A 16,315-nucleotide genomic window follows, 5' to 3' on the forward strand; every position below is an offset into this window, starting at 1 on the left:
CAACCAAGAGTGGCAGGGCCGAGTGTGTAAGGTTTTAGTTGTAGGGCCCAGGTCTCAAACAATTTTGCATCTAAAGGATTCAAACCTGTTTGGTGGGAACTGCGCAAAAGTCCCAGAAAACAAGAGAAACAGGTCGGTTATGAGCAATCTAGAGTGGTCAGAACTAGACCAAAGAGCCGTTGATACAGCAAGGGTTCTGGCAGCCGACGCGGTTGAAAAAGTTGGAAACGGGCACCCGGGGACCGCTATCTCACTTGCCCCAGTGGCTCATCTTTTGTTCCAGAAAATTCTCAGGCATGACCCAGCAAACCCAGATTGGGTTGGCAGGGACCGATTTATTCTTAGCGTTGGCCACTCTTCCCTTACTCTTTACAACCAGCTCTATCTAACCGGCTACGGTCTTGAGCTTTCAGACTTGCAGGCGCTTCGTACCTGGGGCTCCCTAACACCAGGCCACCCAGAGTATGGACACACCAAGGGTGTTGAGATCACCACCGGACCACTGGGTCAAGGTTTGGCCTCCGCTGTTGGCTTCGCATACGCAGCAAGATTCGAAAGAGGGTTGTTTGACCCGAGCGCAGCGCCTGGAACCAGCCCTTTTGATCACTTCATCTTCTGCGTAGCTGGAGACGGGGACATGCAAGAAGGCGTCACATCAGAGGCTTCCTCACTGGCTGGACACCAGAAGCTTGGCAATCTTGTTGTCTTGTATGACTCGAACCAAATTTCAATTGAAGACGACACCAAGATCGCGTTCACTGAAGATCTAGAGAAGCGCTATGAGTCGTATGGCTGGCATGTGCAAGTTGTGAATTGGCGAAAATCCGGTGAGTATCACGAGGACATGCAGGAGCTTTTTGACGCAATACAAGAAGCAAAAGCAGAAACCGATAAACCATCGTTGATTACGATTCGGACCATTATCGGGTGGCCTGCGCCCACAAAGCAAAACACAGGCAAGGTTCATGGATCAGCTCTTGGGGCTGAAGAGCTAGCGGGCCTAAAAACCGTTCTCGGGTTTGATCCTGCGAAGAACTTTGACGTAGCACAAAGTGTTGTGGACTACACGCGTGGCTTTAGAGCGCGCAGCAAGGATTTTCTAGATAAATGGCATAGAGATTTTCAGGCCTGGAGGGCAGCGAATCCCGATAGTGCAGCACTGTTTGATCGCCTAGAAACCAACAAGATTCCAGACATTGATTCAGTCTTACCCGTTTTTGAAGCCGGCGCAGATGTTTCAACTCGGGCAGCTTCTGGCAAGGTTTTGAACGCAATTGCCAAGGTCATGCCTGAGCTCTGGGGTGGTTCGGCTGATCTGGCTGAATCTAACAACACAACAATTGCAGGCGCCAAGTCTTTTGTTCCAGAGATGCACTCAACTCATGAGTTCTCGGGTGATCCCTATGGTCGCGTGCTTCACTTTGGCATCAGGGAACACGCGATGGGCTCTATCTTGAATGGAATTTCATTGCATGGCAAGACCCGCTCCTACGGCGGAACTTTCTTGATTTTCAGTGATTACATGAGACCTGCAGTTCGTCTCGCTGCCTTAATGAAGGTGCCGTCGATCTTTGTTTGGACTCATGACTCGATTGCTCTGGGGGAAGATGGACCAACCCATCAGCCCATCGAACAGCTTTCCACGTTGCGCGCTATTCCTGGTCTGGACATCGTAAGACCGGCGGATGCTAACGAAGTTAGCTTTGCTTGGAAGAAGATTCTTTCGAGAAGGCTAGGACCTGCTGGAATTGCTCTAACAAGACAAAACGTGCCGGTAATTGAGCGCGGTACGCCTGATTCGACTGGTCAGATCGCAGCTGCAGCAAGCCATGTCGAATTTGGAGGCTACGTCCTGGTAGACGCCTCGAACCAGAAACCAGAGCTGATCTTGATCGCTACCGGTTCCGAGGTGCAGCTCGCACTTGCCGCAAGATTAGAGCTAGAAAAGAACGGTGTCAGAACTCGAGTCGTTTCGATGCCTTGCGTTGAGTGGTTTGAAGAGCAGACAGATTCATACCGAGAGAGCGTGCTTCCAGCAAGCGTTCAGGCGAGAGTTTCGGTAGAGGCAGGACTTGCTCTTGGCTGGTCAAAGTACGTGCCACAGGGCGCATCGGTTTCGATCGAACACTACGGAGCTTCGGCCGACTATAAGACACTCTTTTCGAAATTTGGTATCACAACAGAGGCCGTTGTAACGAAAGCTAATCAGGTGCTAGGAAGGAATAAATGAGTTCAGCACTTCACGAACTAGACAAGGCAGGTGTAAGCATCTGGCTAGACGACCTATCCAGAGATCGAATTCAATCCGGATCCCTTGCTGAATTAATTTCTTCTCGTGCGGTTTCTGGTGTGACAACTAACCCAACTATTTTCGCGGGTGCTTTCTCGAAAGGTGACGCATACGCTGATCAGCTAGCCGAGCTTTCATCCAAGGGAGTTTCGGCATCAGAAGCTGTTTTTGAAGCCACCACACAAGATGTTCGAATGGCCTGCGATGTATTTGCCGGCGTGTATGAAAGCACCAAAGGTGTTGATGGCCGAGTTTCAATTGAGGTCGAGCCTGGGATTGCCATGGACTCCGCTAAGACTGTGGCTCAGGCCAAAGAGCTATTCAAGGCTGTAGACCGTGAGAATGTGATGATAAAGATTCCAGCAACAGTTCCAGGTCTTAGCGCGATCACCGAAGTGCTAGCCTCGGGTATTTCCGTTAACGTGACTCTTATTTTCTCGCTACAGCGCTACGCGCTCGTTATCAAGGCCTTCAAGGATGGCATCTCCAAGGCTAAGCAGAACGGACACGATCTTTCCAAGATCCATTCTGTGGCGTCTTTCTTTGTTTCTCGCGTTGACACCGAAATAAACAAGAGGCTTGAGGTTATCGGTACAGAGCAAGCACTGTCTTTGAAATCAAAAGCTGCTCTTGCAAACGCAAGGCTTGCCTACGAGCTCTTTGAGAGCGAGTTCGCCAGCTCTGAATGGCAGGAGCTGGAGCGCCAGGGAGCTAACAAACAGCGACCACTCATGGCCTCTACTGGGGTCAAGGACACTTCCCTACCAGACACTTTGTATGTGACAGAGTTGGTCGCTCCAGAGCTCGTGAATACCATGCCAGAAGCCACCATGGAGGCGGTCTTCGACCACGGTGTTATAGCAGCAGACACCATCACTTCTGAGTACGACAAGTCGAGAAAAGTTCTTGCTCAACTGGAAGCGCTTGGAATCTCATACGACGATGTTGTTTTCCTTCTGGAAACCGAAGGTGTTGAGAAGTTTGTAGCATCCTGGAACGACCTTTTGGAAACAGTCTCAAACGCGCTGCAAGGTAAATAATGAACCTAGAGGTCGCAACTAGAGGTGCGTCCGCGGCAGCGGTTGAGCTGGTTGTTACAGAGCTCGTTAGCGAAAAAATCGCCAGCAGAATCTTTTCCAAGGATCACACCATCTGGGGCAAGGAAGCAGAGGCCGAGTCCTCAATTCGCCTTGGCTGGGTTGACGCTGCATCCGAATCGCTGGACCTGCTGCCGGAGCTCGAAGCTTTGAGAGCTGCACACCAGAGCCAGGGTCTTACGAGGGTTGTGCTTTGCGGAATGGGTGGATCCTCGCTAGCGCCTGAAGTAATTGCCGCTAGCTCTGGAGTGGAGCTTGTTGTCTTGGATTCGACCTATCCATCACAGGTGCACGACGCAGTTTCTAAGGATCTTGGTCGAACTATTGTGGTTGTTTCTTCGAAGTCTGGATCCACAGTGGAAACGGACTCCCAAAAGCGAATCTTTGAGGCAGCTTTTGAACAGGCTGGAATTGATAGCACTGAGCGAATCGTGATCGTTACTGATCCTGGTTCACCGATGCAGAAGCAGGCAGTAAGTGATGGCTACAGGGTGTTTCTGGCGAATCCGAATGTCGGAGGAAGATTCTCTGCCCTAACAGCGTTTGGTGTCGTGCCATCAGTGCTTGCAGGTGTTGACATGGAACCAGTCTTGTTGGGAGCAATCTCGGCATCCGAGCTTCTTCGGGCGGATGATCTAGGAAACCCGGCATTGGTGGTTGGAGCCGCAATGGCAAGAAGCAAATCAAGCTCTGGATTCAAGGACAAGTTGGGCATCGTTTCTGTTAGCAGCAGTATTGTCGGCCTTGGGAACTGGATGGAGCAGCTCATTGCTGAGTCGACCGGCAAGAGAGGACGAGGAGTCCTTCCGATTGTTCTTGACGCTAACTCACCTGAACTCAGAGCACCCACGGATGATCTTTTGACAATTGGCCTAGTCGATGATGTAACTGACGCGCATTTTGATTTGAGTGTTTCTGGCGGCCTCGGCGCGCAGCTTCTGCTTTGGGAGGTCGCGACAGTGGTTGCAGCAAGGCTTCTAGGCGTCAATCCGTTTGACCAGCCAGATGTTGAGTCGGCCAAAATCGCGTCTCGAGCGTTCCTGGACAACAAGTCAGCTAGCAAGATCTCATTGTTCACAGACTCCGATGTAGAGGTATCCGTTCAGAATTTGGACGTAGATTCCAACTCAAGCCTCACCGATGCAATTGGTGAGCTATTGGCAGCAATTGACAGTTCGAGTTACTTAGCAGTTCATGCCTATCTAGACCGTGGGCGTGATCAAGCCTTCGAGAACCTAAGGGACATGTTTGCAGCTGTTTCTGCCAGGCCAACGACATTTGGTTGGGGTCCAAGGTTTCTGCACTCAACGGGTCAGTATCACAAGGGCGGTCCAGCGCAAGGAGTATTTCTTCAGCTCATCGGAACAGGAGACAAAGATATACAAGTGCCTGGTCGCGACTTTGGGTTCTCTGAGCTCATGAATTCGCAAGCTGACGGAGATGCGGACGTTCTAGCAGCAGCCGGTAGGCCCGTTCTTACACTTCGGTTTTCCGAAAACAATAAGGCTTTAGCTCTAGTTACTCGGATTCTCGAAACCAAGAAATAACAGTCGCTTCTAAGCAAAGCTCTTCTGCTGTTGCTACTTCTTTTTTGTCAGCTTTGACGCAGGCTTCTTAGCTACAACTTTCTTGGAAGCGGGCTTTGATTTGGGCGAAGCCTTGGCGGTCTTCTTCACTACTTTGGCAGGTGCAGCTTTCTTGGATACGGGCTTCTTCGCAGCGGGCTTAGCCGCTTTCTTTGCAACTGCTTTTACTGGTCTTACAGGTTTTACTGGCTTGACTGGCTTGACTGGCTTGACTGGCTTTACGGCTTTCGCGGCCTTTGCTTTTTCAGCTGCCATTTTTACAGCCTGTGCCTTTGCGGCAGCTGTGCGTGCGGCTTCTTCCTTAAGTTGCTTTTTCGCAGCCTCGGCAAGTTTGGCCCTGCGGTCCTTAATGGACGATAGAGCTTCATCTAGTAGCGCCTTGGCTTCGTCTGAAGTGCGACGTTCTTTAACGTAGGCCAGATGAGTTTTGTACGGCTCGTGCTTGAGAATCTGAGGTGGGTTCTTCTTGTCCTGTCCTGCTGGTAAACCACAGTTTGGACAATCGATCATGTCTGGAATCTCTGCTGGATCAACATGAGCCGCGAACTGTGGGCTCTGCGTGTGTCCGTTTATGCAGTAGTAGTGGCGCTCAACTCTCTCAGACTTGAAACCGCGGTATTGCTCACCCATTGGACCCGCACCAACGCGCGAGCCTCTTATTGCTGATCCTCCGCTTGCCAAAATATCCCCTAAAAACCAAACCTGGTAAGTAAACCAAGTGCGATGACAGAGCTAACCCAAACTAGACCCAGGATTATGGTGATCCTATTCAGGTTTCTCTCAGCCACTCCAGAGGAAGACACATTAGTAGTCACTCCTCCACCAAACATGTCAGAAAGCCCGCCACCTCTACCCTTGTGAAGCAGAATCATGAGAATCAATAGCAAGCTGGTGATTGCCAGCAGCACCTGAAGTGCGATTTGGATTGCAGCCATGGATTTACCTGTTCTTTATAAGTACTAGAAGATTATAAGCTGACATGCTTCTGGAAGCGGCAAATACCAGTGAACTCGTCCACCACGAGGCTTGCTCCCCCAACCAAAACCCCATCAACCTCAGGGGAAGCTAGGAATCCAGCGACATTGGCGCTCTTTACAGAGCCACCATAGAGAATTCTGGTCTGCTCGGCTGTCTCAGTTGAAAACAGCTCCTCAATACATTTGCGAAGCTTCTTGGCTACCTCGGCAGCTTGCTCGCTCGTGGCAACCTTGCCCGTTCCAATTGCCCAGACCGGCTCGTAGGCAACTACGAAATCGCCGACATCCTTGTGACCCTCAAGTGCCCTTGTGAGCTGTCGAACAGGAACTGCAGCGGCACCTTCGGCCTCTAGCTCCTCGAGAGTCTCCCCAACGCAGATCACCGGAACGAGTTTGTTTTTGAAGCAAGCAGCCACCTTGTTTCGAACAAGCTCGTCATCCTCATTGTGAAATTGGCGCCTTTCGGAATGGCCCACTAGGACATACTCGACGTCAAGTTTCTTTAGAAAAGCACCAGCAACCTCACCGGTGAACGCACCGGAGTCATGCTTTGAGATGTCTTGGGCTCCAAGGCGGAGTTGAAGCTTGTCGGCGTCTATCAGAGTCTGAACAGTTCGAAGGTCTGTGAAAGGCGGAAAAACTGCGACCTCAACTTTTTCGTAGTCGTGGTCAACATCCTTGAGTGTCCATGCGATTTTCTGCACCAGGGCTATAGCTTGCTGGTGATCGAGGTTCATCTTCCAGTTACCTGCAATTAGCGGCTTACGATCGCTCACGACAGAACCTCCAGTCCGGGAAGGGGTTTTCCTTCCAAATACTCAAGACTAGCTCCACCACCGGTAGAGATGTGTCCAAACTCACTATCTTGGAACCCAAGTGCCCTAACTGCGGCAGCCGAGTCTCCTCCTCCAACGACGCCAAGGCCTTCGACCCTAGTGAGGGCGTTTGCAACCGATTTGGTTCCAGCGCTGAAGGCAGCGAACTCGAAAACCCCCATAGGCCCATTCCAGAAACACAACTTAGACGAAGACACAATAGCTGCAAACTTCTCAGCAGTTTCTGGACCAATGTCTAGTCCAATTCCTTCAGATCCGAACTCAGTTTGCTCTAGCTGTTCAACCGAGGCCACCAAATGCCTAGCGTCAGCTGCGAAAGCACTCGCCATAACTATGTCGGTTGGCAAGACGATGTTGACTCCCAGGTTCTTAGCCTGCTCAAGGTAACCCATGACAGAAGAGAACTGAGATTCCTCGACCAGGCTCTTGCCGATCTTGTGGCCTAAAGCCGCAAGGAAAGTAAAGACCATTCCACCGCCAATCAAGAGGTTGTCCACGCGAGGAAGCAAAGCTGAAATAACGCCCAGCTTGTCGGAAACTTTGGATCCGCCAAGAATAACTGTGAAAGGGAGTGAACCTGAAGCCATTAGCTGCTCGAGCACGGATAGCTCTTTCTCCACTAAGAATCCAGCCGCTGACGGTAGCAATTTGGCAATCTCAAACACACTTGCCTGCTTGCGATGCAACACTCCAAATCCATCACTTACAAAGACATCCGCTAACTCGGCAAGGCTTGTGGCAAATTCAGCACGCTCAGATTCCTCATGGCTCGTCTCAGCCGCGTGATAACGCAGATTCTCAAGAAGAAGAACTTCTTTGTCTCCAAGTTTGGATTCCTTCTTAGAGGCAGCAGAGCCCACGCAGTCTTCTGCAAATGAAACGTCTTGCTCAAGAAGCTCAGCTAGTTTCTTGGCGACGGGTGCAAGCGAGTATTTTTGAACCCTTGACCCATCTGGTCTTCCAAGGTGCGAGCAAATAATCACCTTTGCACCTTGCTCGACTAGGTGCTTGATAGTGGGAAGTGAAGCTCTGATTCTTCCATCGTCTGTGATGAAGCCGTCTTTTATGGGTACATTAAGGTCACATCGGAGAAGAACCCGCTTGGAATCAAGCTGGCCAAGAGTGGATAGAGTTCTCAAAACTAAAGTTTGTTCGCAACCAAAACAGTAAGGTCAACAAGTCTATTTGAGTAACCCCACTCATTGTCGTACCAGGCGCTAATCTTCACCGTGTTGTCAATGACTTTTACAAGACCCGCGTCGAAAATCGAAGAGTGTGGGTCGGTAACTATGTCGGAGGAAACTATCTCGTCTTCGGTGTATAGAAGTATTCCCTTTAGTGGACCGGCTGCGGCCTTCTTGTAGGCAGCCTTAATTTCCTCAATGGTAACTTTCTTAGCCGAAACCAAAGTGAGGTCGGTAATTGAGCCGGTTGGAACTGGCACACGTAGCGCGAAACCATCTAGCTTTCCTTTCAATTCCGGAAGGACAATGCCGATTGCTTTTGCAGCACCGGTAGATGAAGGGACAATGTTAATTGCCGCTGCTCGTGCGCGACGAAGGTCCCCGTGTGGGCCATCTTGCAGGTTCTGATCAGCCGTGTAGGCATGTATGGTCGTCATCAGGCCATTTACAATTCCAAACTCATCATTAAAAACTTTTGCAAGTGGCGCCAGGCAGTTAGTAGTGCAAGACGCATTCGAGATGATGTGATGTTTCGCTGGATCGTAAAGATGCTCGTTTACACCGATAACGAAGGTGGCATCTTCACCGGTAGCGGGCGCAGAAATCAGAACTTTCTTGGCTCCAGCCTCTATGTGCTTCACCGCGTCCTTAGCATCGGTGAAGCGTCCAGTTGACTCGATAACGATGTCAACACCGAGATCTCCCCAGCCCAGACTTGAAGGGTCCTTTTCGGCCAAAACCTTGATCTTGTAATCCCCAACCAGAATGTGCTGGCCCTCGACTCGAACATCTTGATTGAGTCGACCGGTGACTGAGTCGTACTTCAGCAGATGGGCTAGAGCTTTTGGATCGGAGAGGTCATTTACGGCGACGATCTCAAGATCAGTGCTCTTTGCTAATTCAGCGCGTAGGTAGTTGCGGCCAATTCTTCCAAAGCCATTTATTCCAACTTTTGTAGTCAAGGTGTTCCATTTCGCTTGGCGCCAGGGGCGCGGTTGTCAGAGGGAATCCACGCAGCCCCGGGTGGAAATATCAGACTAGCAGTAAGCCCTTTGTTTGGCCGCGAGCTGCCTCAAAACGAGCTTGCACATCGGGCCAGGAAACAATCTTCCAGAACGCGCTCACATAGTCGGCCTTCACGTTCTGGTAATCGAGGTAGAAGGCGTGCTCCCACATATCCAACATCAGAAGTGGAATGGTTGCAGGAGCGAGGTTTCCCTGGTGGTCATAGAGCTGCTCAATAATGAGTTTCGATCCAAGAATGTCCCAGGCGAGAATCGACCATCCGGAGCCCTGGATACCAAGGGCAGATGCGGTGAAGTGTGCTCTGAATCCGTCGTAGCTTCCAAAGAACTCATCGATGGCTGCTGCCATCTCTCCAGTTGGCTTGTCGCCACCATCTGGGCTTAGGTTCCTCCAAAACACAGTGTGATTTACGTGACCTGCAAGGTTGAAAGCAAGATCCTTCTGGAGCTTATTGACCCAGGTTAGATCGTTCTTGTCTCTGGCCTCGGCCAATAGATCAAGAGCGCTGTTTGCTCCATTGACGTAGGCAAGATGATGCTTGTCGTGATGCAACTCCATGATGCGACCCGAAATGTTCGGCTCAAGAGCTCCGTAGTCGTAGCCTAGATCTGGAAGTGTGTACTTGCCCATTTTTTCGGTCCTATTCGTCCATGTCTCTATTATGCGATATCTCTGATTGGCTAGTCGTTTTCAAGCTCTTCTGGCATGAAAACGTCTGTGCCTTCTATACCAAGCTCTTCCGCCTTCTTGTCAGCCATAGAAAGAAGTCTTCTAATTCGGCCCGCCACAGCATCTTTGGTCATTGGTGGATTAGCCAACCGCCCTAGCTCATCTAGGCTAGCCTGCTTGTGCTTTAGGCGAAGCTCACCTGCATACTTTAGATGCTTTGGAATGTCGTCTCCCAGAATCTCTAGAGCTCGCCCAACTCTTGCACCTGCCGCAACAGCAGCTTGAGCAGAGCGGCGGAGGTTTGCGTCGTCAAAGTTAGCAAGACGGTTAGCGGTCGCTCTTACCTCCCGGCGAAGCCGGAGCTCTTCCCACTTAAGAAGCTGACCATGGGCGCCCATCTGGGTAAGCATTGCAGAAATGGCATCACCGTCTCTGATGACAACTCGGAACATTCCTCTTACCTCACGAGGCTTTGCAATAATTCCAAGCCGCCTTGCCACTCCAACAAGGGCCATCGCAACCTCATTTCCAGGAGCGCCTACTTCAAGGGCAGCAGATCTTCCTGGATCAGTTAATGAACCGTGAGCCAAGAACGCTCCGCGCCAAACCGCTTGAGCCTCCCCAATTGATCCTGCTACCAGAGTTGCGGGTAGTCCCCTGGCCGGTCTACCTCGGCTATCTACCAGGCCTGTCTGCCTGGCGAGGGTGTCGCCCTGTCCCAGTACTCGGATCTGATACCGACTGGTCTTCCTTATGCCGCCAGCAGAGATAACTGAAAGCTCGCTTTCACAGCCGAACAGTTCTGATAAATCTTTTCTAACTCTTCTAGCAACTTGCGCAGAGTCAAGTTCAACTTCGATTACGACTTTGCCAGACACGAGGTGCAATCCACCGGCAAGACGGAGAATTGTTGCGAGCTCGGCGGCGCGAACAGAGCTTTTCGTAACATCGATTCTCGCTAACTCGTCTTTGATGTCTGCTGTTAAAGCCATTGACTACTCCTTGCCCAAGTCCCGGTGTCGTACCGAGACGGATATGTCTTTATTTGTCTCTAACGCTTTCCCAAGTTCGGTGGCGACAGCAACTGATCTGTGCTTCCCCCCGGTACACCCAATTGCTATTGTCGCGTAATGTTTGTTTTCGCGATCGTAACCAGCCAGAACGGGAGCCAGCGATTTGACGTAACTAGTTACAAAATCCATAGCGCCTTCTTGAGCTAGCACAAAATCGCTAACCTGTTGATCTAGGCCGGTGTATGGGCGAAGCTCCTCGTTCCAAAATGGGTTTGGGATAAATCGAACATCCGCAACGTTGTCAGCATCAGCTGGAATCCCGTATTTGAAACCAAAGCTAACGATTGTTAGTAAGAGTTTGCTAGTCGCTTCGAGAGAAAAGTGCTCTGCAGTTTTTGTGGAAAGCTGGTGAACATTCAAATCGGAGGTGTCGATAATTACATCCGCAGACTCACGAAGTGGTAGCAGCCTTCTTCTTTCTTCGGCGATGCCATCGAGAATTGTTCCTGTTCCTTGAAGTGGATGTGGCCTGCGAACGGATTCAAATCTCTTCACCAGAGTCGCGTCGTTAGCCTCGAGAAATGCGACACGAACGCCTACGGTCTTGCCCTCGAGTAAGGCGATGTTCTGCTCAAGTTCAGTGAAGAACTCTCCACCTCGAACATCGATTATCACCGCAAGCCTAGGAACCGGGGTTTTGGTGTTTGTGAAGAGATCGGTAATTGGTTCCAGCATGATCGGCGGCAAGTTATCAACTACATACCAACCAAGGTCCTCAAGGGCATTTCCCACGGTTGAGCGCCCTGCCCCTGACATGCCTGTAACGACAAGCAGCTCGTGCCTTAGATTCTCGACCATTGCACCCTTTCAGGGCATAAGTCTAATGAAATTCCGACACGCCCGAGTGCGTTATCGATCCAGCTTTAGCTGTTCTAATACCTGCCTGGCAAGGTCTCTCCCAATACCAGCAACGTCAGATATCTCTTCCAAAGTTGCAATCTTTAGTCGCTTAGCAGAACCGAATCGCTTCAAAAGAGCCATCACACGTTTCTCGCCAAGCCCAGGAATCTCTAGAAGCGAGGACGAGATTGCGCTGGATCGATTGCGTCGAGAGGCGGATAATGCGAATCGATGGGACTCATCTCTAAGCCTTTGTAGCAAAAATAGCTCCTCAGATGCTCTTGAGAGGATGATGGGGTTCTCGTTTCCGGCCTGCCAAACCTCCTCGAGTCTTTTTGCTAGTCCGCAGACCGCAAGTCCTGTCACGCCACTATCCTCAACAGCCCGAGCTGCCGCATTAACCTGCCCAATTCCGCCGTCAACAACAATCAAGGAAGGAACGTAGCTGAATCTTCCCTCATCGACCGTTGCAGGGTCTCTGAGGTACTTCAGTCTTCTAGTCAAGACCTGGTAAATCGCGTCGGTATCATCAGAAGCCTTATCAATGTTGAACTGTCGATAGTGGGCCTTTCTTGGAAGACCATCTTCAAAGACCACCATAGATCCGACAATGTCGGTTCCGGACAGATGAGAAATGTCGTAGCATTCAATTCGCAAGGGTGCGTCTGCTAGATCAAGTGCAGCAGCTAACCGGTTAAGAGCGTCTGTCCGAGCCGCGAAATCAGAAACTCTTCTTGTTTTGTAAAGCGCTAAGGCGTGTTCGGCGTTCTCAAGGGCGGTCTTGGCAAGTTCAGCCTTATCTCCCCTTTTTGGAACTCGCAAAGAAACCGCCGAGCCGCGAAGTGTCAAAAGAAACTGCTCGAGATCAATAGAGTCTTCAGGCAAGGAAGGCACGAGTACCTCTTTAGGTATTGCTGGCGCTTCTACTCCAGCTACCGGCGAGTAGGCGAACAGGATAATCTGGCGCACTAACTCGTCAAGGCTTTGATCGAGTTCCTTATCCATGGTCCACGCCCGCACACCCCGAATCCTGCCACCTCGGACAGAGAAGAGTGAGATCGTGGCAGCAAGTTCATCGTGTGCTATTCCAAATAGATCAGCATCCGTTAGGTCACTAAAGACGACGGAACTTTTCTCTAGAACAGTTTCTAGGGCCTCGATGTTATCTCGAAGTCTGGCTGCAAGTTCGAAATTCTCACTTTCTGATGCCTGAATCATTTTTGCTCGAAGAATTTCTACTTGCTCAGGATCCATTCCGTTCATGAAGCTCACTAGCTCTTTTGCTAAATCGTGGTGCTCTGGTTCGCTTATACGTGCGACGCAGGGCGCTGAACACTTACCAATGTCCGCCAGTAAACATGGCCGGTTGCTTCTTTTAGCAGTCGCGAATACACCCGACGAGCACGATCTAACCGGAAATGCTTTCAAGAGAGTGTCTAGGGTTTGCCTTAGTGCCCAGGCTTGAGTGTAGGGGCCAAAGTATTTGACACCCTTGAGTTCACGGTTACGAGTCACAAAAACGCGTGGCACCTTGTCTGACATCGACACGGTCAAATACGGATAAGACTTGTCGTCTTTGAAGCGAATGTTAAATGGTGGATTGAATTCCTTTATCCAGGTGAATTCAAGTTGCAGGGCTTCGAACTCAGTTTTCACAATAGTCCAGTCAACATCGGCAGCGCTTTGAACCATTCTGCGGGTTCTCTCATGAAGCGAATCAAGAGGAGCAAAGTAGCTTTGCAGCCGAGCTCTAAGGTTCTTTGCCTTGCCGACGTACAGAATCCTTCTCTTATCGTCATAGAAGCGGTAGACACCTGGTCGCGTGGGTATCTCAGAGGTTTTTGGTCTAAACGAAAGCTCGTTTGCCATTTAGCTAAGAACTTCCTTCAAAAATGCTCCCGTAAAGCTGGCTTTGTTCTTAGCCACCTGCTCAGGTGTTCCTTCGGCAACAAGCTCACCACCGCGGAATCCACCCTCTGGGCCAAGGTCCAGTAACCAGTCGGCTGATTTAATAACATCAAGGTTGTGCTCAATCACAATAACGGTGTTTCCTTTATCTACAAGGGAGTTCAGCACAATCAGAAGCTTCCGCACATCTTCGAAGTGCAATCCGGTTGTTGGTTCGTCGAGTACGTAAATTGTCCTGCCAGTAGACCTGCGTTGAAGCTCGGTTGCAAGCTTGACTCGTTGGGCCTCTCCCCCAGACAGGGTTGTTGCTGATTGACCCAACCGCACATAACCAAGCCCCACGTCCACCAAGGTTGTGAGGTAACGCGATATTGAATTTATGGCTTCAAAGAATACGGCAGCCTCGGCGATTGGCATCTCAAGTACCTCTGATATTGATTTACCCTTGTACTTAACCTGCAGTGTTTCGCGGTTGTATCTTGCCCCCTGGCATACCTCGCAGAGAACATAGACGTCCGGTAAGAAGTTCATCTCAATGCGTATGGTTCCATCGCCACTGCAGGCTTCGCATCGTCCTCCCTTAACGTTGAACGAGAATCGACCCTGCTGGTAACCCCTAGCCTTGGACTCGGATGTTTCAGTGAAGAGCTTTCTTATGTGATCAAATACCCCTGTGTAGGTAGCAGGGTTCGAGCGCGGGGTCCTGCCTATGGGATTTTGATCAACGTGGACCACTTTGTCTAGCTGATTCACTCCAGTGATACGTGTGTGTTTACCTGCAACTAGCTTCGCTCCATTGAGTGAGTTTGCAAGAACGTTATACAAAATGTCGTTCACCAGGGTTGATTTACCAGATCCGCTGACACCGGTAACCGCAATAAACACTCCGAGCGGGAAATTGACAGTCAAGTTCTTGAGGTTGTTTGCCTTGGCTCCGACGACTGACAAAGTGCGCTTTGGATCTATCGCTCTTCTCTTTTTGGGAGTTGAAATACTCTTGCGGCCAGAAAGATAATCCCCTGTGATTGAGGCCTTGTTTTGGAGAATGTCCTTGTAGGTTCCAGAGTGCACGACCGTTCCACCGTCAACTCCAGCGCCTGGCCCGATGTCAATTATCCAGTCAGAGGTCTTGATCGTGTCCTCATCGTGCTCAACGACAACGAGAGTGTTTCCAAGATCACGCAGCTTGATGAGTGTTTCGATTAGACGCCGGTTGTCCCTTTGATGCAAGCCGATAGATGGCTCATCAAGGACGTAAAGCACCCCAGTAAGACCAGAACCAATCTGTGTTGCAAGCCGGATGCGTTGGGCCTCTCCACCGGAAAGCGATCCAGCGGCTCTAGAAAGCGAAAGATAGTCCAGGCCAACGGCCATGAGAAAATCAAGTCTTGCCCGAATCTCACGAAGTACCTGAGCGGCGATCTTCTCATCGCGCTTGTCTAGTTTGATTCCGGCAAAGAACTCAACGCACTCACCCAAACTAAGTGAAGCAACATCGGCAATTGATGATTTTCCGATTTTTACTGCAAGCACTTCTGGCCTGAGTCTTGCGCCGTCACACTCGGGACAGTTGATCTCTCTGAGGAAACCTGCCCACTTCCCCCTTGCATAGTCATTCTCAGACTCAAGGTACTTTCTTTCTATGTACTTGAGCACACCCTCAAAGCCTGTTGTGTATCGCAGCTCGCGACCGTAACGGTTTTTCCACTTGACTTGGACGTCGAAATCGTTGCCGTTTAGAACTGCAAAACGAACTTCCTCTGGCAAGTCACTCCAAGGAGTCTTTAGCGAGAATGAGAGGTCCTTGGCTAAGCCTTGGAGCATCCGAGAGAAGTAGTGGAACAGGCCTTTGCCCTGTGTTGACCATGGCAATATCACACCGTCTATAATCGACGCTTCTGGATCACCAATTACCAGGTCTTCATCGACAGCCATTTTCGTTCCAAGTCCAGAGCAGGCTTGGCAGGCTCCGAAGGGTGCGTTGAAGGAAAATGTGCGGGGTTCAATCTCAGTTAGAGCCAATGGGTGATCGTTTGGGCAAGACATCTGTTCGGAGAAATTTCTTCTAGCCTCTTTGCCTTTTCGATCAACAAAGTCGATTGTGACCTTGCCTCCAGCAAGCTTAAGCGCTGTTTCTATTGAGTCTGTGAGTCGGCCTGAGATTCCCGCCTTGATTGCTAGTCGATCAACAACAACGGCTATGTCGTGCTTGAACGTCTTCTTGAGTGGCTTGGCTTCGGACAAGGTTATGGTCTCACCGTCAACAACCGCACGTGCATATCCTTGAGAAATCAGGTCACGAAAGAGGTCTGAGAACTCACCCTTCTTCTGATCCACTAGCTCAGCGAGAACCTGGAACTTGGTGCCTTCAGGATTTTCCAGAACTTGATCAACGATCTGTTGAGGGGTTTGCTTTACTATTTTCTCGCCACACTCAGAGCAATATGCAATTCCAATTCGAGCCCAGAGCAGCCTCAGATAGTCGTGAATTTCTGTAATTGTTCCTACGGTTGATCTTGGGTTACGGTTTGTTGACTTTTGGTCAATTGAAACTGCCGGACTTAGGCCTTCAATGAAATCAACATCAGGGCGATCCACCTGGCCAAGAAACTGTCTCGCATACGCTGAAAGCGACTCGACATAGCGTCTCTGGCCCTCGGCAAAGATGGTGTCGAAGGCAAGTGAGGATTTACCCGAGCCCGAAAGCCCGGTGAAAACCACGAGGGAATTGCGTGGCATTTCGACAGTGATGTTCTTTAGGTTATGAACCCGCGCACCCTTGACCACCAGATGGTTGAGATTCATTGTGTCTTTGGCGCTCATTCTCCC

12 protein-coding genes and 1 pseudogene are annotated in these 16,315 nt (G+C 50.4%); 3 read left to right on the top strand and 10 right to left on the bottom strand.

All coding sequences use genetic code 11. From position 1 onward, the window contains the following. The first annotated feature begins 139 nt into the window (after positions 1 to 139). The 3 genes from tkt to AC9UFE_RS00490 are packed head-to-tail and all read left to right on the top strand — an operon-like array spanning position 140 to position 4,934. On the top strand, positions 140 to 2,230 hold the full coding sequence (gene tkt / locus AC9UFE_RS00480; protein ID WP_509544590.1) for a transketolase: 2,091 nt from the start codon (positions 140 to 142) through the stop codon (positions 2,228 to 2,230). After that, the gene (gene tal / locus AC9UFE_RS00485) at positions 2,227 to 3,330 is read left to right on the top strand and encodes a transaldolase (protein WP_509544593.1); all 1,104 of its coding nucleotides are present in this window, start codon (positions 2,227 to 2,229) and stop codon (positions 3,328 to 3,330) included. Before tkt ends, tal begins: the two co-directional genes overlap by 4 nt. After that, positions 3,330 to 4,934, top strand: a complete 1,605-nt coding sequence (locus tag AC9UFE_RS00490; RefSeq protein WP_509544595.1) for a phosphoglucose isomerase-related protein — start codon at positions 3,330 to 3,332, stop codon at positions 4,932 to 4,934. The genes tal and AC9UFE_RS00490 overlap by 1 nt, the downstream gene beginning before the upstream one ends. Positions 4,935 to 5,303: 369 nt before the next feature. Here AC9UFE_RS00490 and AC9UFE_RS00495 read toward each other — a convergent pair. From AC9UFE_RS00495 to uvrA, 10 genes and pseudogenes are all read right to left on the bottom strand, one after another. Continuing rightward, positions 5,304 to 5,654: pseudogene (locus AC9UFE_RS00495) on the bottom strand (RNA polymerase-binding protein RbpA); the annotation flags it as partial. Positions 5,655 to 5,662: 8 nt separating this feature from the next. Then, positions 5,663 to 5,908, bottom strand: coding sequence for a preprotein translocase subunit SecG (gene secG, locus AC9UFE_RS00500; RefSeq protein WP_509544598.1), 246 nt, complete (start codon positions 5,906 to 5,908; stop codon positions 5,663 to 5,665). A gap of 32 nt (positions 5,909 to 5,940) precedes the next feature. Continuing rightward, positions 5,941 to 6,687, bottom strand: a complete 747-nt coding sequence (tpiA, locus tag AC9UFE_RS00505; protein WP_509545098.1) for a triose-phosphate isomerase — start codon at positions 6,685 to 6,687, stop codon at positions 5,941 to 5,943. Positions 6,688 to 6,722: 35 nt separating this feature from the next. Beyond that, complete coding sequence (locus AC9UFE_RS00510; protein WP_509544600.1) at positions 6,723 to 7,925, bottom strand: phosphoglycerate kinase; 1,203 nt, start codon at positions 7,923 to 7,925, stop codon at positions 6,723 to 6,725. Between the two features lie 2 nt (positions 7,926 to 7,927). After that, on the bottom strand, positions 7,928 to 8,932 hold the full coding sequence (gene gap, locus AC9UFE_RS00515) for a type I glyceraldehyde-3-phosphate dehydrogenase (protein WP_509544603.1): 1,005 nt from the start codon (positions 8,930 to 8,932) through the stop codon (positions 7,928 to 7,930). 70 nt (positions 8,933 to 9,002) lie between these two features. Next, complete coding sequence (locus AC9UFE_RS00520) at positions 9,003 to 9,626, bottom strand: superoxide dismutase (RefSeq protein WP_509544606.1); 624 nt, start codon at positions 9,624 to 9,626, stop codon at positions 9,003 to 9,005. Between the two features lie 50 nt (positions 9,627 to 9,676). Then, positions 9,677 to 10,657, bottom strand: coding sequence for a DNA-binding protein WhiA (gene whiA / locus AC9UFE_RS00525; protein WP_509544609.1), 981 nt, complete (start codon positions 10,655 to 10,657; stop codon positions 9,677 to 9,679). A 3-nt stretch (positions 10,658 to 10,660) separates the two neighbouring features. After that, complete coding sequence (gene rapZ / locus AC9UFE_RS00530) at positions 10,661 to 11,536, bottom strand: RNase adapter RapZ (RefSeq protein ID WP_509544611.1); 876 nt, start codon at positions 11,534 to 11,536, stop codon at positions 10,661 to 10,663. A gap of 51 nt (positions 11,537 to 11,587) precedes the next feature. Beyond that, positions 11,588 to 13,447 (bottom strand): excinuclease ABC subunit UvrC, encoded by a 1,860-nt coding sequence (uvrC, locus tag AC9UFE_RS00535; protein ID WP_509544613.1) that lies wholly within the window; start codon positions 13,445 to 13,447, stop codon positions 11,588 to 11,590. Further along, positions 13,448 to 16,309 (bottom strand): excinuclease ABC subunit UvrA, encoded by a 2,862-nt coding sequence (uvrA, locus tag AC9UFE_RS00540; RefSeq protein ID WP_509544615.1) that lies wholly within the window; start codon positions 16,307 to 16,309, stop codon positions 13,448 to 13,450. Between the last annotated feature and the right edge of the window lie 6 nt (positions 16,310 to 16,315).

This window comes from Rhodoluna sp. (genome assembly GCF_044239955.1).
Lineage (GTDB): Bacteria > Actinomycetota > Actinomycetes > Actinomycetales > Microbacteriaceae > Rhodoluna.